This window comes from Lactobacillus sp. WILCCON 0149 (assembly GCF_057197965.1).
This window is the reverse complement of record NZ_JBUBHO010000001.1, coordinates 1,505,861-1,529,107: the sequence shown is the minus strand read 5'-3', so window position 1 is coordinate 1,529,107 and position 23,247 is coordinate 1,505,861. Positions and strand designations below refer to the sequence as shown.

Here is a 23,247-nt window from a genome sequence, read left to right as displayed (position 1 = left end):
AAGAAGCTTTGATCATATGAGCATTATTCAACTGGACCACGTCAGTGTGACTTTTAAGCGGAAAAAGGCTGCCGATGTGCAAGCCGTGCAGGACGTGACTCTGCACGTCGAAAAAGGCGACATCTACGGGATCGTCGGTTTTTCCGGGGCCGGGAAGTCCACCCTGGTCAGAACCATCAACCTTTTGCAAAAGCCAACGGCCGGAGACGTCGTGGTTGAGGGTGTCGACTTTGTCAAAGACGGCAAGCAGGTGATCAGCGGCAAGGACCTGCAGGCCCGCCGCCGGAAGATCGGGATGATTTTCCAGCAGTTCAACCTGCTGAATGAAACAACAGTCATTGAAAACATTGCCTTTGCCCTCAAGCACTCAGACCTCTCTGACGATGAGCTGGAAGAAAAATGCCACAAGCTTCTGAAGCTGGTTGACCTGGAAGACAAGGCCAATGCCTATCCAGCCCAGCTCTCCGGCGGCCAGCAGCAGCGGGTGGCGATTGCCCGCGCTTTGGCCAATGATCCGGAAATCCTTTTGTCAGACGAAGCAACCAGTGCCTTGGACCCGCAGACGACCATCCAGATCCTGGACCTTTTGAAGAAACTGAACCGGGAACTGGGCTTGACCATCGTTTTGATCACCCACGAAATGGACGCGGTTAAGAAGATCGCCAACAAGGTGGCAGTTATGGAAAATGGCCGGGTCGTGGAAAACGGCAACTTACGGGATGTCTTCCTTCAGCCAAAGGCTGAACTGACCCAGAAGTTCGTCGGTGGCTCTTTGGCCGTAGTTGACACCTTGAAGAGCTTGAACATCAGCCTGGCTGAAAATGAAGCCCTCTACCAGCTGGTCTACAGCTTGAACAACGTGGCCAAGTCGATTATCATCGAGCTCTACCGGGAAGTCGGCGTGGAAGCATCGATGCTTTACGGCAACGTGGAAGTTTTGGCGGACGAACCGGTCGGGACTTTGCTGGTCACGGTCAAGGGGGATGCTGAAAAGCAGAAGGCAACCTTGAAGTTCTTAAACGACGAGGGTGTCACGGTAACGGAATTAGACGAAAGAGGTAACCGCTTATGATTAATGGTTTGGTACACTGGATCGCGCAGACCTTTCCAAATATTTACAACTTGGGCTGGAGTGGGGACACCGGCTGGGGCACCTCAATTCTGCAGATCATCTACATGACCTTCTGGCCGTCTATCTTCGGCGGAGTTCTGGGCCTCTTCTTCGGGGTCGTTCTGGTTCTGACCGAGCCAGGCGGGATCCTGGAAAACAAGTTCTGGTTCAACTTCTGCGACAAGCTGATCTCCGTTCTGCGGGCCATTCCATTCATTATTCTTTTGGCCTTCATTTCACCTTTGACCCGCTTGATCGTGGGGACGGAAATCGGGGACACGGCTGCTCTGGTGCCACTGACTTTGGGGATCTTCCCATTTTATGCCCGCCAGGTGCAAGTCGCTCTGGAAAGCCTGGACCCGGGCAAGGTTGAAGCAGCCCAGAGCCTGGGCGCAAGCAACTGGGACATTATTTTTGACGTCTACCTCAAGGAAACGCGGTCAGAAATCATCCGGGTATCGACTGTTTCCATCATCAGTCTGATCGGCTTGACCGCTATGGCCGGGGCCGTTGGGGCCGGTGGTCTGGGTACGACCGCTATCCAATACGGCTACCGCGACTTCGCCAACGACGTGACCTTCCTGGCCACTCTCCTGGTCGTAATCATGATCTTCATCGTGCAAGTGGTCGGCGACTTCCTGGCCAAGAAGCTGAACCACCAGCACCGGTAAGTATTTTTTGAAAGAATCTTCTCATTGCAGGAGATTCTTTTCTTTTTGGCAAAGTTAGAAGCAAATTGACATTTTTAAAAAATAGCCTTTTCAATTTTAAAAAGTTAAAAAATGGTTTATAATGTGGAGGTAAGTAATAAATAATTTGAGTAGAGGAACTATCATGGCAAAATACGAATTTAAGTCCACTCCAATCGATTTAGTCAACCCAAGCTACGACCTGGTAGTCATCGGGGCCGGCGGTACCGGTTTGTCTGCTGCCTTGCAGGCACATGAACTTGGCGCCAGCGTGGCTGTTTTCGAAAAGAACGAAGTTTTGGGCGGTAACACCAGCAAGGCTTCATCTGGGATGAACGCGGCTGAATCCCTGGTTCAATACAAGCACGGCATTATCGACAACAAGGCTGACTTCTACCAAGAAACCCTTAAGGGCGGCGGCAACTTGAACGATGAAGCAATGCTGACCTACTTCGTTGACCACGCTGCTCTGGCAATTGACTGGCTGAAGCAATACGGCGTTGAGCTGGATGACTTGACTATTACCGGGGGGATGAGCAAGAAGCGGGCTCACCGGCCAGCATCTATGGCGCCAGTTGGCGGCTACTTGATTACCGGCCTGTTGAAGAGCATTGAAGCAGCCCGGATTCCAGTCTTCAACAAGACCAAGGTTGTTAAGCTTTTGCAAGACGAAAAAGGCAAGGTAACCGGCATTGACGTCGTTGGCCCAGATGGCCGCCGGCAAGTTATGGCCAAGGCTGTTATTTTGGCAACCGGTGGTTTCGGTGCTTCCAAGGAAATCATCAAGAAGTACCGGCCAGACCTGGAAGGCTACAAGACGACCAACCAAGCTGGTGCAACTGGTGACGGCTTGATCTTGGGTGAAGAAGCCGGCGCGGAACTGGTGCAAATGGACTTTATCCAAGTTCACCCAACTGCCCAAACTGATGGTGAAAAGACCTTCTTGATCGGGGAAGCTGTCCGGGGCGAAGGCGCTATTTTGGTCAACAAGGCTGGCCAGCGCTTCATCAATGAACTGGACACCCGGAAGGTTGTTTCAGCAGCCATCACTGGCTTGAATGAAGACGGTGCCTACCTCATCTTTGACCAAGGCGTCCGCGACCACGTTAAGGCAGTTGAATTCTACGACCACATCGGCTTGGTAGAACACGGCGCTACTTTGGAAGAACTGGCCGGCAAGATCGGCGTTGACGCAGCTGGCCTTGAAGCAACTGTTGCCAGCTGGAACGAAGCAGTTAAGAGCCAAGACGACCAAGCCTTTGGCCGGACTACCGGGATGGACCGCGACATCTCTGTTGCGCCATACTTTGCTATTCACATTCACCCAGCTATCCACTACACGATGGGCGGTTTGCACATCAACCCTGAAACTCAAGTTTTGGGCAAGGACGACAAGGTTATCGAAGGCCTTTACGCGGCTGGTGAAGTTTCCGGGGGCCTGCACGGCAACAACCGGATTGGCGGCAACTCAGTTGCTGAAACTGTAGTCTTTGGCCGGCAAGCTGGTATCCAGGCAAGCAAGTTCGTGCGCGGCGAAAACTAAGCTGAAAAAGAACAGACTAAAATAGAATACTATCTTAGACAGCAGCTCTCAGGCTGCTGTCTTTTTTTACCAAGAATTAGCAAATTAAAGTTCACTCCTTCACATACCTGTGTTATGATAAAGGAAAACGGTTGAAACCGCTTTATGATAAATGATGTGATGATGAAAGGAAGAGATTATGAGCACTAGAGAACGTTTTAAGCAGAGTGAACTGGTCAAGGCTAATAAGAAGTTCAGCCGGGTACGGGCGACTATTGAATCAGCATTTTACGGCAATAATGTTTATGAAGTCAAGAGTGTAGCTGAGGCATATGAACTGGCTAAAAGACAGCCAGGGGTGATTGAGACAGATCTGCCGATCCTGCACACCAGTGATTTGGGTCTGCCGGTCGGGGCCAAGCAATTGGTTTACAACCACGGCAAGGTCTTGGGCCGGACGGCGTCAGCTCGGCACTTTGTTGATGACCCAGATGAGGACGCGGCTGCATTAACTAATTGTCTGTATGAGGACATCTATGCGGGTCATGAGCAAAAGTATTTAAAGGCGACGGTCCTGGTTGGGCTGGATCCTTCATTTACCTTAAAGGCCCACTTGATGCTGCCGGAAGATCAGGCTTTTAACCTGCTCAGTTACGTGCTCAACTTCCAATTTTTTGATGAAAAAGCGGCTGAGATGTATGAGCAGTCCAAGCTTTATGATGAAGGGGACCTCTACTTCTACTTTGACCCGAATGTAACGGATCCAGCTTACCCGGACGGACTGGCAATTTTTGACGCTCCGCATAACTGCGCCGCGGTGTTTGGCCTCCGCTATTTTGGGGAGCTGAAGAAGGGGACCTTGACTTTAGCCTGGGCCCTGGCCCACCGGCACGGCTATGCCGCCTGCCACGGAGGCGAGCAGGCCTTCCACTTTGAAGACAAGGAGGACAAAGTTTTCGCCTTTTACGGTTTATCAGGTTCGGGCAAATCAACCTTGACTCATGCTGATCATGATGGCAAGTACGACATCACGGTTTTGCACGACGATGCTTTCATTATCTCAAGAGAAGACGGCAGCTCAGTAGCTTTGGAGCCCGCTTACTTTGACAAGACCCACGACTATCCGGCTGGTCACCACGAGACCAAGTACTACACCGCCGTAATGAACTGCGCGGTTACTCTGAATGAAGAAGGGCGGAAGGTATTAGTCACTGAAGACCTCCGAAACAATAACGGCCGGGTCATCAAGAGCCGGTATACTTCAGCCAATCGGGTCGATGTGGAAGAAAATCCAATCACAGCCCTCTTCTGGATCATGAAGGACAACTCTTTGCCGCCTGTATTAAAGGTGACGGATCCGGTTTTGGCCACGACGCTGGGCTTGACTTTAGCGACCAAGCGGACTTCGGCAGAGAACCTGCCAAAGGGTTTTGACATGAACACCTTGGTCATTGAACCTTTTGCTGACCCCTTCAGAGCTTACCCGGTAGCTGGCGACTATGGTGACTTCAAGGAGCTTTTCACCAAGCGCGGAGCTGAATGCTATGTTTTAAACACGGATGCTTTTTGCGGGAAAAATATTCCTAAGGAACTGACCCTGGAGATCATTGAAAAGCTGGTGGATGATACTGACCAGTGGGAAGCTTTTGGCGATTTTGCCGGTGTCAGCTACATGCCGCTTGCTGACTATCAGGTTGACTTAGATTCAGCTGACTACAAGCAAAGCCTCCGGGCCCGGATGCAGGACCGGCTGGACTGGCTGAATGCTTATAACGGCGAGCATCCGAAGACGCCGCTGCCAGAAGAAGCCAAGGAATGCTTGGAAAAAATCGTGGCGGAACTAAAGTAAGCTGCCTATCTCTTACCTTTTGACTATTTAACAGACCTCCGGGTCTGTTTTTTCTTTTACAAAAGAAAAATAAAAAATCTTGTCATTTTCGCTAGTGAAAATAGCAAGATTCCGAACTATTGTGCCTTTAACAAATAATTCACGCCCAAAAGGCAAAACAAAAGGAAGAGGATACAAGTTAAAAATTATTACAACGCTGCCGGGTGCACCAATCATAAAACGAATGAAAAAGCAAATTTGACGAATCAAAAATAACGAGTATACTAATATTTGTTGCCGCGTGAGACAAGCAAGTCTCGCGGAGGCAAAAAGAAAATATCAAAAACTTGTTGACAAGAATCAAACAAGCGAGTAGGATATAAAACGTTGCGTCACTTGACGCAAGTTGGTACTTTGAAAACTGAACAAAGTTTCGCAGTGTGCGGGTCAAACATTGTTTGATCCAAACAAATAAGCGAAGTCAATTCGCAAGCAAATAATCTGGAGCAGATTTAAAAAGGCTCAATTTTCAAATTGAGAGTTTGATCCTGGCTCAGGACGAACGCTGGCGGCGTGCCTAATACATGCAAGTCGAGCGAGCTGAATTCAAAGATTCCTTCGGGATGATTTGTTGGACGCTAGCGGCGGATGGGTGAGTAACACGTGGGCAATCTGCCCTAAAGACTGGGATACCACTTGGAAACAGGTGCTAATACCGGATAACAACATGAATCGCATGATTCAAGTTTGAAAGGCGGCGCAAGCTGTCACTTTAGGATGAGCCCGCGGCGCATTAGCTAGTTGGTGGGGTAAAGGCCTACCAAGGCAATGATGCGTAGCCGAGTTGAGAGACTGATCGGCCACATTGGGACTGAGACACGGCCCAAACTCCTACGGGAGGCAGCAGTAGGGAATCTTCCACAATGGACGCAAGTCTGATGGAGCAACGCCGCGTGAGTGAAGAAGGTTTTCGGATCGTAAAGCTCTGTTGTTGGTGAAGAAGGATAGAGGCAGTAACTGGTCTTTATTTGACGGTAATCAACCAGAAAGTCACGGCTAACTACGTGCCAGCAGCCGCGGTAATACGTAGGTGGCAAGCGTTGTCCGGATTTATTGGGCGTAAAGCGAGCGCAGGCGGAATGATAAGTCTGATGTGAAAGCCCACGGCTCAACCGTGGAACTGCATCGGAAACTGTCATTCTTGAGTGCAGAAGAGGAGAGTGGAACTCCATGTGTAGCGGTGGAATGCGTAGATATATGGAAGAACACCAGTGGCGAAGGCGGCTCTCTGGTCTGCAACTGACGCTGAGGCTCGAAAGCATGGGTAGCGAACAGGATTAGATACCCTGGTAGTCCATGCCGTAAACGATGAGCGCTAGGTGTTGGGGACTTTCCGGTTCTCAGTGCCGCAGCAAACGCATTAAGCGCTCCGCCTGGGGAGTACGACCGCAAGGTTGAAACTCAAAGGAATTGACGGGGGCCCGCACAAGCGGTGGAGCATGTGGTTTAATTCGAAGCAACGCGAAGAACCTTACCAGGTCTTGACATCCTGTGCAAAACTTAGAGATAAGTCTTTCCCTTCGGGGACGCAGAGACAGGTGGTGCATGGCTGTCGTCAGCTCGTGTCGTGAGATGTTGGGTTAAGTCCCGCAACGAGCGCAACCCTTGTCTTTAGTTGCCATCATTAAGTTGGGCACTCTAGAGAGACTGCCGGTGACAAACCGGAGGAAGGTGGGGATGACGTCAAGTCATCATGCCCCTTATGACCTGGGCTACACACGTGCTACAATGGGCAGTACAACGAGAAGCGAACCCGCGAGGGCAAGCGGATCTCTTAAAGCTGTTCTCAGTTCGGACTGCAGGCTGCAACTCGCCTGCACGAAGCTGGAATCGCTAGTAATCGCGGATCAGCACGCCGCGGTGAATACGTTCCCGGGCCTTGTACACACCGCCCGTCACACCATGGAAGTCTGCAATGCCCAAAGTCGGTGGGATAACCTTTTAGGAGTCAGCCGCCTAAGGCAGGGCAGATGACTGGGGTGAAGTCGTAACAAGGTAGCCGTAGGAGAACCTGCGGCTGGATCACCTCCTTTCTAAGGAAAACAGATGGATGGAGAGCAGAAATGCTAAGAGAAATCCATCAGTTACGGAAGCACACTGCAAAGAAACTTTGTTCAGTTTTGAGAGTATCAACTCTCACTTGTACGTTGAAAACTGAATATCTTAATTCCAAGAAAAAACCGAGAATCATTGAGATCAATGAAAACATTGCAAAGCGACCGAGAGAGTTCGAAAGAACAAACTTGCAAGGTCAAGTGAAGAAGGGCGCACGGTGAATGCCTTGGCACTGGAAGCCGATGAAGGACGCGACTAACCGCGAAAGTCTTCGGGGAGCCGTAAGTAGGCTTTGATCCGGAGGTCTCCGAATGGGGGAACCCAGCATGTGCAGACATGCTATTCTTGTGTGAATACATAGCACAAGAAAGGAACACGCAGTGAACTGAAACATCTAAGTAGCTGCAGGAAGAGAAAGAAATATCGATTTCCCAAGTAGCGGCGAGCGAACAGGAAAGAGCCCAAACCGGCAGATTTATCTGCCGGGGTTGTAGGACTGAGACATGGCACTTCAGAGGATAGCAGAAGCGTTTGGGAAGACGCGCCAGAGAGGGTGAGAGCCCCGTAAGCGAAATCCAAAGAAGGCCTATCAGTATCCTGAGTAGGGCGGGACACGTGAAATCCCGTTTGAATCCGCGAGGACCATCTCGCAAGGCTAAATACTAACCAGTGACCGATAGTGAACCAGTACCGTGAGGGAAAGGTGAAAAGAACCCCGGGAGGGGAGTGAAAGAGAACCTGAAACCGTGTGCCTACAAGTAGTCAAAGCCCGTTAACGGGTAATGGCGTGCCTTTTGTAGAATGAACCGGCGAGTTGCGTTAGTCAGCAAGGTTAAGTCAGAAAAGACGGAGCCGCAGCGAAAGCGAGTCTGAAGAGGGCGAGCAGTTGGCTGACGCAGACCCGAAACCAAGTGACCTACCCATGACCAGGTTGAAGGCGCGGTAAAACGCGCTGGAGGACCGAACCCACGTAAGTTGAAAATTGCGGGGATGAGTTGTGGGTAGCGGTGAAATTCCAAACGAACTTGGAGATAGCTGGTTCTCTCCGAAATAGCTTTAGGGCTAGCCTCGCAAAGAGGATGCTGGAGGTAGAGCTCTGTTTGGACTAGGGGCCCGTCAAGGGTTACTGAATTCAGATAAACTGCGAATTCCAGACATTTATGTGCGGGAGTCAGACTGCGAGTGATAAGATCCGTAGTCGAAAGGGAAACAGCCCAGATCACCAGTTAAGGTCCCAAAATTCATGCTAAGTGGAAAAGGATGTGGAGTTGCGCAGACAACTAGGACGTTGGCTCAGAAGCAGCCATCATTCAAAGAGTGCGTAATAGCTCACTAGTCGAGTGACGCCGCGCCGAAAATTTACCGGGGCTAAGCATGATACCGAAACTGTGGATGTGCATTATGCACGTGGTAGGAGAGCGTTCTAGCGGCGGTGAAGCATGACCGAGAGGACATGTGGAGCTTCTAGAAGTGAGAATGCCGGTATGAGTAACGAAAGACAGGTGAGAATCCTGTCCGCCGCAAGACTAAGGTTTCCTGGGGCAGGCTCGTCCGCCCAGGGTAAGTCGGGACCTAAGGCGAGGCCGAGAGGCGTAGTCGATGGACAACAGGTTGAGATTCCTGTACTGCACCGAATCGTTATGAGCGATGGAGGGACGCAGGAGGCTAGCAGCGCGTGGTGCTGGATACCACGTTCAAGCGTCAAGTCTGAGAGCGAGTCAAATGCTTGCTTTCATAAGGACAAGGCGTGATGAGGAGCGAAATTAAAGTAGCGAAGGCTGCGACGTCACACTGCCGAGAAAAGCTTCTAGCCAGAGACGGTGCACCCGTACCGCAAACCGACACAGGTAGTCGAGGAGAGTATCCTCAGGTGAGCGAGAGAACTCTCGTTAAGGAACTCGGCAAAATGGCCCCGTAACTTCGGGAGAAGGGGCGCTGGTCGCAAGATCAGCCGCAGTGAAAAGGCCCAAGCAACTGTTTATCAAAAACACAGGCATCTGCAAAATCGTAAGATGAAGTATAGGTGCTGACACCTGCCCGGTGCTGGAAGGTTAAGAGGAGAGCTTAGCGCAAGCGAAGGTTTGAATTGAAGCCCCAGTAAACGGCGGCCGTAACTATAACGGTCCTAAGGTAGCGAAATTCCTTGTCGGGTAAGTTCCGACCTGCACGAAAGGTGTAATGATTTGGGCACTGTCTCAACGAGAGACTCGGTGAAATTATAATACCCGTGAAGATGCGGGTTACCCGCGACAGGACGGAAAGACCCCATGGAGCTTTACTGCAGTTTAATATTGGGTATCTGTCAAGCATGTACAGGATAGGTAGGAGCCGGAGAAGATAGGACGCCAGTCTTATCTGAGGCGCTGTTGGGATACTACCCTTGCTTGACGGATGCTCTAACTCAGGTCTGTGATCCAGGCCGAGGACAGTGTTTGACGGGCAGTTTGACTGGGGCGGTCGCCTCCTAAAGTGTAACGGAGGCGCCCAAAGGTTCCCTCAGAATGGTTGGAAATCATTCGCAGAGTGTAAAGGTAAAAGGGAGCTTGACTGCGAGAGAGACAACTCGAGCAGGTACGAAAGTAGGGCTTAGTGATCTGGTGGTACCGCATGGAAGGGCCATCACTCAACGGATAAAAGCTACCCTGGGGATAACAGGCTTATCTCCCCCAAGAGTTCACATCGACGGGGAGGTTTGGCACCTCGATGTCGGCTCGTCGCATCCTGGGGCTGAAGTCGGTCCCAAGGGTTGGGCTGTTCGCCCATTAAAGCGGCACGCGAGCTGGGTTCAGAACGTCGTGAGACAGTTCGGTCCCTATCCGTCGTGGGCGCAGGAAATTTGAGAGGAGCTGTCCTTAGTACGAGAGGACCGGGATGGACGCACCGCTGGTGTACCAGTTGTCTTGCCAAAGGCATCGCTGGGTAGCTATGTGCGGACGGGATAAGCGCTGAAAGCATCTAAGTGCGAAGCCCCCCTCAAGATGAGATTTCCCATTTCTTCAAGAAAGTAAGACACCTCAGAGACGATGAGGTAGATAGGCCGGGAGTGGAAGAAGCGTGAGCTTTGGAGCGGACCGGTACTAATCAGTCGAGGACTTGACCAAAAGAGCGAAGCAATGAAGGTTTTGACTTGGAAGAGATATTCAGTTTTGAGCGTGCAAGCTCAAAGAGAGTGCGGTGGCAATGGCAAGAAGGATACACCTGTTCCCATGCCGAACACAGCAGTTAAGCTTCTTAACGCCGAAAGTAGTTGGTGGGAAACTGCCTGCGAGGATAGGAAGCTGCCGCGCGAATCAAGAGTCAGACGGAAGTCTGGCTCTTTTTGTTTTATATTCTTACGATAGAAATTGCTTTTTAGCCAGAAAATGGCCTACAATAGATTGACAGTTATTTAGCAGCAAAAAACCGCCCAAGTGTTGGACGGTTGCAAATAGTATTTAGCTGGTTTAGATTGCCATTCTCAGCTGAGCAGGGCTGAGGATTCTGCCCAAGCGCTCAGCGCCTTCATCGATCTGGCTCAGACTGGAACCAGTGAAGTTGACCCGGAGGCCGTTATTTTTGTCCCAATTTGGATAGAAGCTGGCAGAAGGCACGTAGATGAGGTGTTCTTTCGGCACAGCTTCGTCAAGCAAGAGCTGTCTGGTATCAATTTCATCTCCTAGTTCAACCCAGAAGAAGAAGCCGCCTTCCGGCTGGCTGATTTTGGCATCAGCTGGCAGATAAGTCTTTAAAGCCTTGGCCATAGCATCCAGCTTGACCCGGTAGACCTTCTTCAGCTGGTCAATATGCTGGTCCAGGTCATTATCAGCCAGGTAGGCAGCAACAGTACCAGCGGCTAAGTACGGTACTTCCAGGTCAGCTGACAACTTCAAGTTGACCAGCTGCTCCTTGATTTCCGGACTGGCCACCAGCCAGCCTAAACGGAAGGCAGGGGAAAGAATCTTAGAGAAGCTGGACAGGAAAATTACCCGGCCTTCGGTGTCAAAGCTCTTGATGCTTGGCAAAGTTTCCCCATGGTAGCGCAGGTCCCGGTATGGGGTGTCTTCCAGGATGACGAAGTCGTAGCGGTTAGCCAGATCGACCAGGCGCTGGCGCTTGGCCAGGGACATGGTGATCCCGGTTGGATTGTGGAAGTCCGGCACCGTGTAGAAAAGCTTGATTGCCGGGTGCTTTTTCAGTACTTCTTCAAAGTAGTCCAGGTTGACCCCGTCGTCTTCCAGAGGAATTTCGTGGTAGACTGGCTCGTAATTGTCAAAAGCAGCCAGGGCTCCGACATAGCTGGGAGCTTCAACTGCCATTTCATCGCCAGCTTCCAGGAAAAGCTTGGCTACCAGGTCGATCCCTTGCTGGCCGCCAGCCGTCAGCAAAATGTCATCGGCGTTAGCCTCGATTCCCTGCTGCCTTGCCCGGTTTGCCAGATAGTCGCGCAAGTCGCCCGGCCCTTTAACGTCATGGTATTGGAAGGAGTGGGCCTGTTCCTGGTTAACGGCCTTTTGGTAAGCAGCTTGCAAAGCCTGGCTTGGGAAAAGGCTTTCGTCCGGGCAGCCGCCGCCAAAGGAGATGTTGTCGGAAAAGTTGCTTTCCGGGAAGAGCCCTTGCAGGCGGGATGGATTTTCAGTTTTGATTCTATTGGCAAAAAGCTTGCTTAACATTTTTCATTGCTCCTAATTGTATTGTCATTTGTGCGTTGACTATATTATAATTGCTTGAGTAAGAATAATAAAATTCAACTTGTTTAATTTTAAGTGAAATATTTTCATGTTAGGAGGGGCAAATGCTGCCATTTCCATATTTAGTCTTCAGGACGGTTATTGACCAGGGGACCTTCAACAAGGCTGCCCTGGTCTTAAACGTCACTCCGTCAGCGATCAGCCACTCGGTCAACCAGCTGGAGACGGAACTGGGCTTTCCAGTCTTCGTCAGATCAAGAAACGGGGTCAAGCTGACGCCTGATGGGGAAAGGATTCTCCCCTTGATCCAGGAAATTATCAATGACCAGAGCCGGCTGGAGCAGGTAGCCCAGCAGATTCAAGGCCTGGACACTGGTTTGATCCGGATCGGGGCCTTTTCTTCCGCCTGCATCAACTGGCTGCCGCCTTTGATCCAGAATTTTGCCAAAAACTACCCCCAGGTCAAAATTTCCGTCCGCCAGGCTGGCTTCAGCGAAATCACCCAGGCGGTGAAAAGCGGGCAGCTGGACCTGGGCTTGACCATGCTGCCGGAAAATGATCAGGGAATCAGCTGCGAGAAAATTCTGGAAGACGAAATCTACTGCATTGCCCCCAAAAACTTCCAGGTCAAAAACGGTCACAGCGTTAGTGAAGAGGATCTGGTAAATTACAATTTTATCCTGCAGCAAAGTGACTACGACCTGGACACGAAAGCTGCCCTGGACCACTATTCCATCAAGTCAACGGCGATCCAGTTCTCCATTGACGACCAGTCAATCGTAGCCATGGTAGAAGCAGGCCTGGGCCTGGGCATCCTGCCGGCTTTGGCCCTGCAGAAGATGCAGGGAGAGGTCAAGATCCTGCCTTTCAGCACGCCCTTTTACCGGAAGATTGCCCTGGTGACTTCCAACCAGCAGCGCCTGGCTCCGTCAACCAGGCAGATGATCAGGAACGTGCATGAGCTGATTAGGCGCCAGTATCCTGGCGGACGCTTGACCATGGAAGCTGAAAACGCATAGAATGCATGCAGTCTGTATAAATAGTATAATGAAATTATTAAAATCTGTTGTCACAGGCGCTAATCTCTTGCTATAATATACAGAGTAAAAATAAATGAGACTGCAAAGCGTTTTGTCACACTCGATGAGATTAATAGGAAGCATGAACTAAATTTTGCATCAGCGATGGGGCAAGCAAGCGCTGAGTGATTTTTATTCAATTTTTTAGACATAGGAAACAAAGAAGGTATTTTATGAACGGTAAACAACTTGTTGCAGAAGCCTTACAAACGGTTTTGCCAGACTGGTCACTGGAAGATATTGACGTCAAGATCGAACGTCCAAAGGATGAAAAGCTGGGGGATTACGCTTTTCCAACCTTTACTTTAGCCAAGACCATGCGCAAGGCGCCAAACTTGATCGCGGCTGAACTGGCTGAAAAGATTGACCAGGGGAATTTTGAAAAGGTCCAAGCAGTTGGTCCATACATCAACTTCTTCTTGGACAAGAGCCAGACTGGGGCGGCTATTTTACAGGAAATCCTGGCTGACCCTGAAAACTACGGTGCCCGTGACCTTGGCCACGGCCGGAACGTTTCAACTGAATACTCATCACCTAACATTGCCAAGCCAATGGGGATGGGCCACCTGCGGTCAACCATGATCGGTGAAGCTATTGCCCGCATCCTGGCCAAGGAAGGCTTCAAGCCAATCAGAATTGACTACCTTGGCGACTGGGGCACCCAATTCGGGAAGATGATGGCTGCCTACAAGATGTGGGGCAACGACGCCGACATTGAAAAGGACCCAATCAACACTCTTTTGTCCTACTACGTCCGGATCAACCGGGAAGCTGAAGAACACCCGGAATACGATGAAGCCGGCCGGGAATGGTTCTCCAAGCTGGAACACGGCGACGAAGAAGCCAAGCGCCTGTGGAGCTGGTTCAGAGAAGTTTCCCTGGAACGGTTCAAGAAGGTTTACGACATGCTGGACGTCCACTTTGACTCCTTCACCGGTGAGGCCTTCAGTGCCCAAATGATGGATGAACCAATCAAGATCCTCCGGGACAAGGGCCTCTTGGTTAAGAGCCAAGGTGCTGAAATCGTTGATCTTGAAAAGTACAACCTGCCGCCTTTGATGGTTATCAAGAGTAACGGTACTTCAACTTACATCACCCGTGACCTGGCAACTGCCATGTACCGGAAGAAGACTTACGGCTTCTACAAGTCCATCTACGTTGTTGGCCAGGAACAAGAAGTCTACTTCCAGCAGCTGCGTGCTTGCTTGAAGGAAATGGGCTTTGACTGGGCAGACGACATTGTCCACATCAGCTTCGGTCTGATGAGCATCAACGGCCAGAAGATGTCTACCAGAAAGGGTAACGTCGTTAACCTGGAAGACGTTTTGAACGAATCCGTTGACCTGGCCCGCAAGCAGATTTCTGAAAAGAATGCCGGCTTGAAGAACGCTGACGAAGTTGCCAAGCAAGTCGGCATCGGCGCGGTTGTCTTCCACGACTTGAAGAACTACCGCCGCAACCCGATCGACTTCAACTTGGAAGAAGTTGTCAAGTTCGAAGGCGAAACCGGTCCTTACGTGCAATATGCCCGGGCCCGTGGCGAAAGCCTTTTGAGAAAGAGCGGCATTACCGACTTCTCAGATGTTGACTTGACCAAGATCGGCGCTGAAGAATGGGACTTGGTCTCCTTCATGGGCCGCTACGCCGACACCATTCAAAAGGCCATGGAAAGCTACGACCCAAGCGCGATTGCCAAGTACGCCCTGGAACTGGCCAAGCGCTTCAACAAGTACTACGCTCATACCAGAATTTTGGTTGATGACGTTGACGAAGATGTCAAGAAGGCCCGTTTGGCTGTTGTTCAAGCAGTCAGCCACGTCATCAAGTCAGCCCTGGACTTGCTGGACGTTAAGGCACCAGACGAAATGTAGTTTTTTATTTAAATTGAATGATATTAAATGCCTTGAATTTGCTTCAAGGCATTTTTTATTGGATAATGCTAATGGTGTTAGAGATTTTTGGGGAAATTTGATTAAAAAAAGCAGGATAAGTCAAGAATAATTAAATAACAGCTTTATTGAAATATAAAAGTGCGCTAAAATTAAAGGTATCTAAAACGCTTAAATATAAGATTAAGGGGCAATAATTATGAACTACAAAGAAAGAAGACAGCTGATTTACGAATTGATTCAAACCAACAAGATTGAAACGCAAGAACAATTGCTGCTCTTGCTGCAATCCCATGGAGCAAACGCAACTCAAGCCACCATCTCCCGTGACATTCACGCCTTGCACATCAGCAAGGTGCCAGATGATGATGGTCGCAGTTACTATGTCAAGGCGCCATCAGCTGCTGTTAACCGGGAAAGGCAGCTGAAAGACGCGATCCGGGAACGGGTGGCTACTGTTACTGCAGTTCAGTTCACGGTCGTTATTCAAACCAGCATGAAGCTGACTTACGCGCCAATTTTGGCAGGATTAATCGATGACATTGATAACGATGACGTAGTCGGCACGATTGCCGGCACCGATACCTTGCTGGTCATCTTAAAGGATGCTGAAGCAGCTGAACGCTTTGCTGACTGGGCACAAGCCATCGTCAAGGAACGGAAGATCTACTAAGGCGGCAGATATGGCAAGAATTTCGGTCTATATGACTGGCGGAATAGCGGCCTATAAGGCAGTCAGCGTTGTTCGCGGCCTGCAAAATGCGGGCCATGAAGTCCGGGTAGCAATGACGGCCAATAGCGAAAATTTTGTTGGACCGGCAACCCTGGCAGCCTTGACGAAATGGCCGGTTTTAGACGACTTGTTCAGTCCGAGCCGGCAGGCTGAAATCGCCCATATTGACCTGGCTGACTGGAGCCAGCTGGCTTTGGTTGTACCGGCTGATGCCAACATTTTGGCCAAGATGGCCCAGGGGATGGGGGATGATGCAGTTTCAACCACTCTCTTGGCCCTGCATTGCCCGCGCTTGATCGTGCCGGCAATGAACACCCACATGTGGGAAAATCCCGCTGTTCAGCGCAATATCCGCCTTTTAAAAGAAGGCGGCGACCGGATCATGGAGCCGGCCGTGGGCAGACTGGCTGAAGGCTACGCTGGCAAGGGGCGGATGCCGGAAGCTGAAGAAATCATGGCCTGGCTTGAAGAGCAGCTGGACTTGCCGGCAAAAGGCAGGAGAATCGTCGTCACTGCCGGGGGGACCCTGGAAGCCATTGATCCGGTCCGCTTTATCGGCAACCGGTCAAGCGGCAAGATGGGTTTCCGCCTGGCAGAAGCCGCGGCTAGAAGAGGAGCCGAGGTGGACTTGATTTACGGGAACGTTTCAGTTTCTTTGCCAAAAGATGCCCGGATCCACCTGCATCCCGCCTTGTCAACTCAAGCCATGCTAGAGCAGCTAGAAGAACTTTTCCCAGCTGCTGACGCCCTTTTGATGGCGGCAGCCGTCAGTGACTGGCGGCCAAAAGAAGCAGCTGACCACAAGCTGAAGAAGCAGGCCGGGGTAGAGGAGATGACCCTGAAGCTGGTCAAGAATCCGGACCTGTTAAAGACAATGGCCCAAAAGAAGCGGCCTGATCAAGTGGTCATCGGCTTTGCCGCTGAAACCAACGACCTTTTGGTCAATGCCAGCCGGAAGCTGGCGGAGAAGGGGGCCGACGCGATCGTGGCCAACGATGTCAGCGGGGATGCCTTTGGCGGCGACGAGGACCAGGTGACGGTCCTGGAAGCAGGCAAGGAGCTTGATCCTTGGCCGCGGATGAGCAAGCAGGCCGTGGCTGACCGCTTGATCGCGCTGACTTTGGACCGGCTGGCGGAAAAGAGCAAGTAACAGAAATAGAGGAAAAGGCCTTTTACTTGGTGAAAGGCCTTTTATTTTTTCTGAAACTTTTGCTAAAATGAACCGCTTTCACTATAATAAGAGTAAGAGTTTCGTAAAAAAGATTGGGAGACGAACGATGAAGAAAATTGATGCCCACCTGCACTTGGTGCGGGACCTGGCCAGCTACAAGGGGAGCGGCAGAAGCAATGCCTTAGGGGGCGGCCTGGTGGTCTGGGACAATGGCTTTAAAACCCGCCTCTTTCCGGCAGGCTGGGGAGATGACTCTTTTAGACTAGCTGCCGCGAAAAAAGTGATGGAGGAGCACGATGTGGCCAAGGCCGTTCTCTTGCAGGGCAGCCTGTACGGCTTTCAAAACTATTACAGCTGGCAGGCGGCTAAGGCGGATCCAGAGCATTTTGCTCCGGCTTTTTCCGTTGACCCCTTTGCCAGTGAAGCGGAAAAAATCGTCAAGCGTCATGTTGAAGATTTAGGCTTCCGTGCCTTGAAGCTGGAAGTTAGCCAGGCCGGCGGCCTCATGGGCTACCATTTGCCTTTTGACTTGGCGTCAGATGTGCGTTTGGGCAAGATTCTGGACTACCTCAGTTCTTATCCTGGCTTCGCGGTGGCTGTGGACTACGGAGACAGCAGCCAGGCCAGCCACCAGCCCCGGTCTTTGGCCCGGCTGGCTAAGCGTTACCCAGATTTGGACTTTGTTCTCTGCCATCTGTCTTTCCCCAAGCCCGGCCAATTGGCCTTGCTGGAAAAAGAATTGGCACTGTTGGCTCCTTTGCCAAACATCAGCTTTGATCTGGCGGCTTTGCAAGACATTTCCGGCGAGCAGACTTATCCTTATCCCTTCTGTCAGGAAGCGGTGGGCCTGGCCAAAGAAATCGTTGGGGCAAAAAGACTTTTATGGGGTAGTGATGCTCCCTGGTCAGCTACTTTCAATGATTACGGCCAGCTTTATTCCTGGCTGGAAGATTCGGGGATTTTTTCAGAAACAGAAATGGCAGATATATACTATGGCAATGCGGAAAGAATCTATTTCAAGGCAGACCACGTGGCGGCATTAAAAGCCAGCCGCGATCCGCTGTTTGAGGGAGATGCGTAAGATGGAAAATGCGAAAGTTTTGGTGGCGGGCTTGGCAGTCAAGAGCCTGCCCGAATTGGAAAAAGTCTGCGAGGTGACCTTTGCCCCGGAAGAGGCTGGCAAGGACTGGTACCTGGCTAACCTGGCGGAATTCGATGCCTTGATCACCGGCAAGCTGCCGGTTGACCAGGAACTGCTGGACGCGGGTAAAAAGCTCAAGATCGTTTCCGCGACCGGGGTTGGCTATGACCATATCGACGTGGACTATGCCAGCAGCCAGGGGATCATCGTGTCCAACTGTCCAGCCAGCGTCATGCAGCCGACGGCGGAAATGGCCTTTACCCTCCTTTTGGCCCTCAGCCGGAAACTGGCCCTCTACAATCAAGAAATGCGGCAAGGGCACTTTTTGGATACGGGCCTGGCGGAAAACCAGGGGCAAAGCCCGGTCGGCAAGACTTTGGGGATCTTCGGCATGGGGAGAATCGGCAAGACCCTGGCCAGCTATGCCCGGACTTTCGGGATGAACATTCTCTACCACAACCGCCACCAATTGCCGGAAGATGAAGAGCGGGCCCTGGGGGTCAGCTACGTCCCTTTGGCTGACCTGCTCAGCCAGGCCGACTATGTCAGCTTGAACGCGCCAGCGACGCCGGAAACTTACCACGTGATCGATGAAGCAGCCTTGAGCATGATGCAGCCGTCTGCCTTTTTGATCAATACTTCCCGGGGCAGCCTGGTCGATGAAGCGGCGCTTTTGCGGGCCTTAAAGGCCAAGCGGATCGCCGGGGCGGGCTTGGACGTGTTTGAAGAAGAACCGGACTTCAACAAGGAATTCTGCCAGCTGGACAATGTGATCCTGACCCCGCATGCTGGCAGCGCCACCCGGGAATCCCGGCACAGCGTCTTGCAAGAAGCCAGTCATAATATCGTCTCCTTCCTGGTCAACGGAGTTCCGGTCAACCGGGTCAACTAAAAGATGCGAAAGCATCTTTTTTTCGTTATCATTAAATGTAAAGCGATTTAAAGGGGGCAGAGAGCTTGCTTGATCCACAGCAGGTCTTAAAGAAGTATTTTGGCTATGACAGTTTTCGGCCAGGCCAAAGAGAAATTATTGAAAAAGTTATTCGGGGGGAGAATGTCCTGGCCGTTATGCCGACCGGGGGCGGGAAGTCTCTTTGCTACCAGATCCCGGCCTTGATGATACCGGGCACGACCGTAGTCATCTCGCCCTTGATCTCTTTGATGAAGGACCAGGTTGACAGCCTGCGCGAATATGGGATTCCGGCCGCGGCACTTAACAGCTCCACGGCCCAGGAAGACGTCAATCCTATCTTAAGAGCCTGCTATGAAGGAAAAATCAAGCTGCTCTACGTGACGCCGGAGCGCATGGAGATGGACTATTTCCGCTATCAGCTCAACTTCTTGGAGGTCAATTTGGTCGCCATCGATGAGGCCCACTGCATTTCCCAGTGGGGGCACGACTTCCGGCCGGCCTACCGAAAGCTGAAGGACGGGATTAATGCCCTCCATACCCGTCCTAATGTTTTGGCCCTTACAGCCACGGCCACCAAGGCGGTTAGAGAAGACATCGGCCAGCAGCTGGATATTTCTGAAAAGAATTTTGTCATCACCAGTTTTGAAAGAAAAAATCTTCGCTTCAAGCTGGTCAACGCGCCCAAAAACAGCCGGGCCTATATCGTCAACTATTTAAAGCAGCACCGGGGAGAAGCTGGAATCATTTATTCCAACACTCGGAAAAAGGTGGAGGGGCTGACCGAATTTTTGCGCCGGGAGGGCTTTAACGTTGCCGCCTACCATGCGGGGATGTCCAATGAGGAGCGGGCCCAGGTCCAGGACGACTTCCAATATGACCGGATTCCCTTGATTGTGGCCACGAATGCTTTTGGCATGGGGATCGACAAGAGCAATGTCCGCTTTGTTATTCACGCAAACAGCGCCAAGAATCTGGAGGCTTATTACCAGGAAGCCGGCCGGGCCGGACGAGACGGACTGGAAAGTGAGGCAGTAATGCTCTTTCACCCAAGCGATCTTAGGCAGTTCCGCTGGTTTATCGACAATTCTGAAGCTGATGAATCCTACCGGCAGGTCCAGTACCAGAAGCTGCAGACGATCAGCGACTATGCCAATACCGACGAGTGTCTGCAGCAATTCATCGTTCGCTACTTTGGCCAGGACTGCCCGCCTTGCGGTAAGTGCAGCAACTGCCTCAGCCAGGGTGATTTCCAGGATATAACGGCTGAGGCTCAGGCCATCATCGGCATGGTCTATGACTTAGACGGCCGCTATGGCAAAAAGATCGTTGCCCAGGCAGTAACAGGGTCTAAAGTCAAAAAAATCAGTGAAATCGGAGCAGATGAGTGTGTCCACTACGGTCTGCTCAAAGGGAAAAAGCAGACTGATGTAAGCAGCTTGGTCGACTACTTGGTCTCAAAGGGCTACCTGCAGCTGGTGGGGGACCGGTATCCCTTGGTCCACGTGACCAACCGGGGCTGGGACGTTCTGGACGGCAAGGCCAGGGTCAAAAAGCGCCAGGAAGCCAAAAGCGAGCAACTTGCTGAAACAGGCGGTGACCAGGTCCTCTTTGAAGAGCTCAGAAAGGCCCGCCGGATTCTGGCCCAGAAGCGAGGAGTGCCGCCTTTTGTCATCTTCTCTGACTTGTCCTTGCGGGACATGGCGGCCAGAAAGCCGCGAACGCCGGAGGAGCTGCTCCAGTGCAGCGGGGTCGGGGATGCAAAATTGGCCAATTATGGGAAAGCCATGCTGGCCGTAATCAAAGAATATGGATAAAAGCTGAAGAAAGCAGGTGGAGCAGATGGCTGATCATGTAGATCATATCGAAGTACGGGGAGCCCGCGTCCACAATTTGAAAAATATCGACGTTGACATTCCTTTGAATGAAATTACCGGCATTGCCGGGGTATCGGGGTCCGGCAAGTCCTCTCTGGCTCTGGGGATTTTGTACGCGGAAGGCTCCAGGCGCTATCTGGAGTCGCTGTCGACTTATACCCGCCGGCGGATGACCCAGGCGGCTAAGGCTGACGTGGATTCAGTCCGCTATATTCCAGCCGCCCTGGCCCTGCACCAGCGGCCGGGAGTTCCGGGAATCCGCAGTACTTTTGGGACGGGGACTGAGCTTTTGAACAGCCTGCGTTTGATGTTTTCCCGCCTTGCCTGCCACCGCTGCCCTAATGGCCACTACCTGCAGCCCAGTTTGAAGGTTGCGGCTGAGCAGCCCCTTTTTTGCCCGGAATGCGGCGCCCAAGTGGAAGCACCAGGGGCGGAAGACCTGGCCTTTAACAGCCGGGGAGCCTGCCCGACCTGTTCTGGGACAGGGATCGTCCGCTTGGTAAATGAAGCCAGCCTGGTTCCCAATGAAGACCTGTCGATTGATGAAGGGGCAGTTTTGCCCTGGAAGCGGCTGATGTGGTCCCTGATGCCGGACGTGGCCAGGGAGATGGGGGTCAGGACGGACGTGCCCTTTAAAGAGCTGACTCCGGAAGAAAGGGAGATTGTTTTTCATGGCCCGGCTGTCAAAAAGCGGATTCTGGTGCAGAATAAAAAGCAAAATAGTGGCGGTTACCTGGATTTCACCTACTTCAATGCCGTTTATACGGTTGAGAATGCCTTGAGCAAGGTCAAAGATGAAAAAGGGATGCAGAGAGTCGCCCCCTTCTTAAAAGAAGACCAGTGTCCGGACTGCCGCGGCAGCCGTTTGTCAGAAGCGGCCCGGGCCCCAAAGATCATGGGAGAAAACCTGGCTGAGATCTGCCAGAAGACTCTGACTGAAGCGATCGCTTGGGTCAAGAAGGTGCCGGCCTGGCTGCCGGAAGCCATGCGGCCCATGGCCCGCAATATCTGCTTATCCTTTACCGACACGGCCAAGCGCTTGCTGGACCTGGGCCTGGGCTATCTCAGCCTCGACCGGGCGGCTTCCACCTTGTCAACCGGGGAGCGGCAGCGGATGCAGCTGGCCCGGTCTGTCCGCAACCAGACAACTGGGGTCCTGTATATCCTGGATGAACCCTCAATCGGCCTGCACCCAGCTAACTTGACCGGACTGAATGAAGTAATGGAGGATCTGGTGGCTGATGGTAATTCGGTTGTTTTGGTGGACCACGACGTCCAGGTATTAAAGCAAAGTGACTGGATGATTGAGATGGGGCCAAGAGCCGGGGCAGAAGGAGGGAAAGTCATCGCTTCTGGCCGACCGGAGGACCTGGCGGCTAATCCGGATTCAATCATCGGACCATTTTTAAAAGAAAAAGGCCGTAAATTGCGGCCGGTCTGTCCGAAAGAAGAAATGTTCGCTGAAGGGCAGCTGGAGCTGAAAACCGGACCCCTGCATACGGTCAAAGGGCTGGAGCTGACTCTTCCTGTGGGCCGCTTTAACGTGGTCACCGGCGTCTCCGGGTCAGGCAAGTCGACCCTGGTCCTGGAGTCCCTGCTTCCGGCAATTGAAGCCCAGGCAGAAGGCCGGGATTTTCCAGCCCACGTCAAGGCTTTAAACAGCGGCCGGATTAAGCAGGTCAAGTTGATTGACGCCAGCCCGATCGGGATCAATGTCCGGTCAACTGTCGCTACTTATGCCGGCATCCATGACGATTTGCGGAAGACTTATGCCAAGCTGGACCAGGCAAAAAAAGCCGGCCTAAAGGCCGGGTCCTTTTCCTACAATACCGGCAGCCTCCGCTGCCCAGCTTGTGATGGGACCGGGACGATTTCTTTGGACGTGCAGTTTTTGCCGGATGTCGATATCGTCTGCCCTGCTTGCCGGGGGTCGCGCTACTCAAAAGAAGCGGCGGCCTTTAAGCGGAAGTGTCCGAATGGCGAAGAACTGTCTTTGCCAGACTTGATGGAAATGACGGTTGACCAGGCCCTTGAGTATTTAAGCGACTTGAAGGCAGTGGCCCGGAAGCTGCAGACTCTGCATGACCTGGGCCTGGGCTACTTGACTCTGGGTGAGCAAACTCCGCTTTTGTCCGGCGGAGAAGCCCAACGCTTGAAGCTGGCTTCAGAAATGAGCAGGGGCCAGGAAGATACTCTTTTTATTTTTGATGAGCCGACCATCGGCCTGCACCCCTTGGATGTGGCGACCCTGGTTCAGGTCTTCCAGCACTTGATCAAGCAAGGAGCGACCTTGATCGTGATCGAGCATGACCTGGACTTGATCCGGAACGCGGACTGGATAATTGACTTAGGGCCAGGAGGAGGCAAGGAAGGTGGCAGGATCATTGCAACGGGTACTCCGGCTGAGATCAAGGAAAATCCGGCCAGCGTCACCGGCCGCTACTTGTAATTTCTTTTATAAAAGCAAAAACCTTCAGAAGTTTTCCTTCTGAAGGTTTTAATCGTTATTGCTGCA

Annotated in this window: 13 protein-coding genes and 3 rRNA genes; 15 read left to right on the top strand and 1 reads right to left on the bottom strand. The window is 51.9% G+C overall.

The annotated features are described in order from the left end of the window. Positions 1–16: 16 nt before the first annotated feature. The 7 genes from ACYVUV_RS06985 to rrf all read left to right on the top strand — a co-directional run bounded on the left by ACYVUV_RS06985 (position 17) and on the right by rrf (position 10,552). Entirely contained in the window at positions 17–1,072 is a 1,056-nt protein-coding gene (locus tag ACYVUV_RS06985; RefSeq protein ID WP_439776211.1) for a methionine ABC transporter ATP-binding protein, read from the top strand. Continuing rightward, entirely contained in the window at positions 1,069–1,782 is a 714-nt protein-coding gene (locus tag ACYVUV_RS06980) for a methionine ABC transporter permease (RefSeq protein ID WP_439776212.1), read from the top strand. The genes ACYVUV_RS06985 and ACYVUV_RS06980 overlap by 4 nt, the downstream gene beginning before the upstream one ends. A 163-nt stretch (positions 1,783–1,945) precedes the next feature. Next, a complete protein-coding gene (locus tag ACYVUV_RS06975) occupies positions 1,946–3,343 on the top strand; it encodes a flavocytochrome c (protein ID WP_484499224.1) in 1,398 nt (465 codons plus the stop codon). Between the two features lie 178 nt (positions 3,344–3,521). Then, a complete protein-coding gene (locus ACYVUV_RS06970) occupies positions 3,522–5,171 on the top strand; it encodes a phosphoenolpyruvate carboxykinase (ATP) (RefSeq protein WP_439776214.1) in 1,650 nt (549 codons plus the stop codon). A 509-nt stretch (positions 5,172–5,680) separates the two neighbouring features. Further along, positions 5,681–7,243, top strand: a 16S ribosomal RNA gene (locus tag ACYVUV_RS06965). Positions 7,244–7,459: 216 nt separating this feature from the next. After that, positions 7,460–10,366: ribosomal RNA gene (locus ACYVUV_RS06960) — 23S ribosomal RNA — on the top strand. 69 nt (positions 10,367–10,435) lie between these two features. Further along, a 5S ribosomal RNA gene (rrf, locus tag ACYVUV_RS06955) occupies positions 10,436–10,552 on the top strand. The 16S, 23S and 5S rRNA genes sit together here, the layout of an rRNA operon. Positions 10,553–10,708: 156 nt before the next feature. On the opposite strand, the gene ACYVUV_RS06950 is transcribed toward rrf, so the two are convergent. Then, entirely contained in the window at positions 10,709–11,914 is a 1,206-nt protein-coding gene (locus tag ACYVUV_RS06950; protein WP_439774710.1) for an aminotransferase-like domain-containing protein, read from the bottom strand. Between the two features lie 122 nt (positions 11,915–12,036). On the opposite strand from ACYVUV_RS06950, the gene ACYVUV_RS06945 reads away from it, so the two are divergent. From ACYVUV_RS06945 to ACYVUV_RS06910, 8 genes are all read left to right on the top strand, one after another. Then, positions 12,037–12,951, top strand: coding sequence for a LysR family transcriptional regulator (locus tag ACYVUV_RS06945; protein ID WP_439774711.1), 915 nt, complete (start codon positions 12,037–12,039; stop codon positions 12,949–12,951). Positions 12,952–13,184: 233 nt separating this feature from the next. Continuing rightward, positions 13,185–14,882 carry an arginine--tRNA ligase gene (gene argS / locus ACYVUV_RS06940; RefSeq protein ID WP_484499223.1) on the top strand — a complete coding sequence of 566 codons (1,698 nt, stop codon included), beginning with the start codon at positions 13,185–13,187 and terminating at the stop codon, positions 14,880–14,882. A 217-nt stretch (positions 14,883–15,099) separates the two neighbouring features. Then, positions 15,100–15,573, top strand: coding sequence for an arginine repressor (locus ACYVUV_RS06935; RefSeq protein ID WP_439775157.1), 474 nt, complete (start codon positions 15,100–15,102; stop codon positions 15,571–15,573). A gap of 10 nt (positions 15,574–15,583) precedes the next feature. After that, the gene (gene coaBC, locus ACYVUV_RS06930; protein ID WP_439775156.1) at positions 15,584–16,783 is read left to right on the top strand and encodes a bifunctional phosphopantothenoylcysteine decarboxylase/phosphopantothenate--cysteine ligase CoaBC; all 1,200 of its coding nucleotides are present in this window, start codon (positions 15,584–15,586) and stop codon (positions 16,781–16,783) included. Between the two features lie 127 nt (positions 16,784–16,910). Then, positions 16,911–17,885: an amidohydrolase family protein gene (locus ACYVUV_RS06925; RefSeq protein WP_439775155.1), complete on the top strand. Its 975-nt coding sequence runs from the start codon at positions 16,911–16,913 to the stop codon at positions 17,883–17,885. 1 nt (position 17,886) lies between these two features. Continuing rightward, a complete protein-coding gene (locus ACYVUV_RS06920; protein WP_439775154.1) occupies positions 17,887–18,837 on the top strand; it encodes a 2-hydroxyacid dehydrogenase family protein in 951 nt (316 codons plus the stop codon). A gap of 65 nt (positions 18,838–18,902) precedes the next feature. After that, on the top strand, positions 18,903–20,672 hold the full coding sequence (recQ, locus tag ACYVUV_RS06915; protein ID WP_439775153.1) for a DNA helicase RecQ: 1,770 nt from the start codon (positions 18,903–18,905) through the stop codon (positions 20,670–20,672). Positions 20,673–20,697: 25 nt separating this feature from the next. Next, positions 20,698–23,181 (top strand): excinuclease ABC subunit UvrA, encoded by a 2,484-nt coding sequence (locus ACYVUV_RS06910; protein WP_439775152.1) that lies wholly within the window; start codon positions 20,698–20,700, stop codon positions 23,179–23,181. The last annotated feature ends 66 nt before the right edge of the window (positions 23,182–23,247 follow it).

Bases quoted from the DNA above. Each gene is read 5' to 3' on its own strand.
- ACYVUV_RS06985 (WP_439776211.1), top strand. From the start codon at position 17: ATGAGCATTATTCAACTGGACCACGTCAGTGTGACTTTTAAGCGGAAA.
- ACYVUV_RS06935 (WP_439775157.1), top strand. From the start codon at position 15,100: ATGAACTACAAAGAAAGAAGACAGCTGATTTACGAATTGATTCAAACC.
- ACYVUV_RS06980 (WP_439776212.1), top strand. From the start codon at position 1,069: ATGATTAATGGTTTGGTACACTGGATCGCGCAGACCTTTCCAAATATT.
- ACYVUV_RS06920 (WP_439775154.1), top strand. From the start codon at position 17,887: ATGGAAAATGCGAAAGTTTTGGTGGCGGGCTTGGCAGTCAAGAGCCTG.
- ACYVUV_RS06945 (WP_439774711.1), top strand. From the start codon at position 12,037: ATGCTGCCATTTCCATATTTAGTCTTCAGGACGGTTATTGACCAGGGG.
- coaBC (WP_439775156.1), top strand. From the start codon at position 15,584: ATGGCAAGAATTTCGGTCTATATGACTGGCGGAATAGCGGCCTATAAG.
- argS (WP_484499223.1), top strand. From the start codon at position 13,185: ATGAACGGTAAACAACTTGTTGCAGAAGCCTTACAAACGGTTTTGCCA.
- ACYVUV_RS06925 (WP_439775155.1), top strand. From the start codon at position 16,911: ATGAAGAAAATTGATGCCCACCTGCACTTGGTGCGGGACCTGGCCAGC.
- ACYVUV_RS06975 (WP_484499224.1), top strand. From the start codon at position 1,946: ATGGCAAAATACGAATTTAAGTCCACTCCAATCGATTTAGTCAACCCA.
- ACYVUV_RS06950 (WP_439774710.1), bottom strand. From the start codon at position 11,914: ATGTTAAGCAAGCTTTTTGCCAATAGAATCAAAACTGAAAATCCATCC.
- ACYVUV_RS06970 (WP_439776214.1), top strand. From the start codon at position 3,522: ATGAGCACTAGAGAACGTTTTAAGCAGAGTGAACTGGTCAAGGCTAAT.
- ACYVUV_RS06910 (WP_439775152.1), top strand. From the start codon at position 20,698: ATGGCTGATCATGTAGATCATATCGAAGTACGGGGAGCCCGCGTCCAC.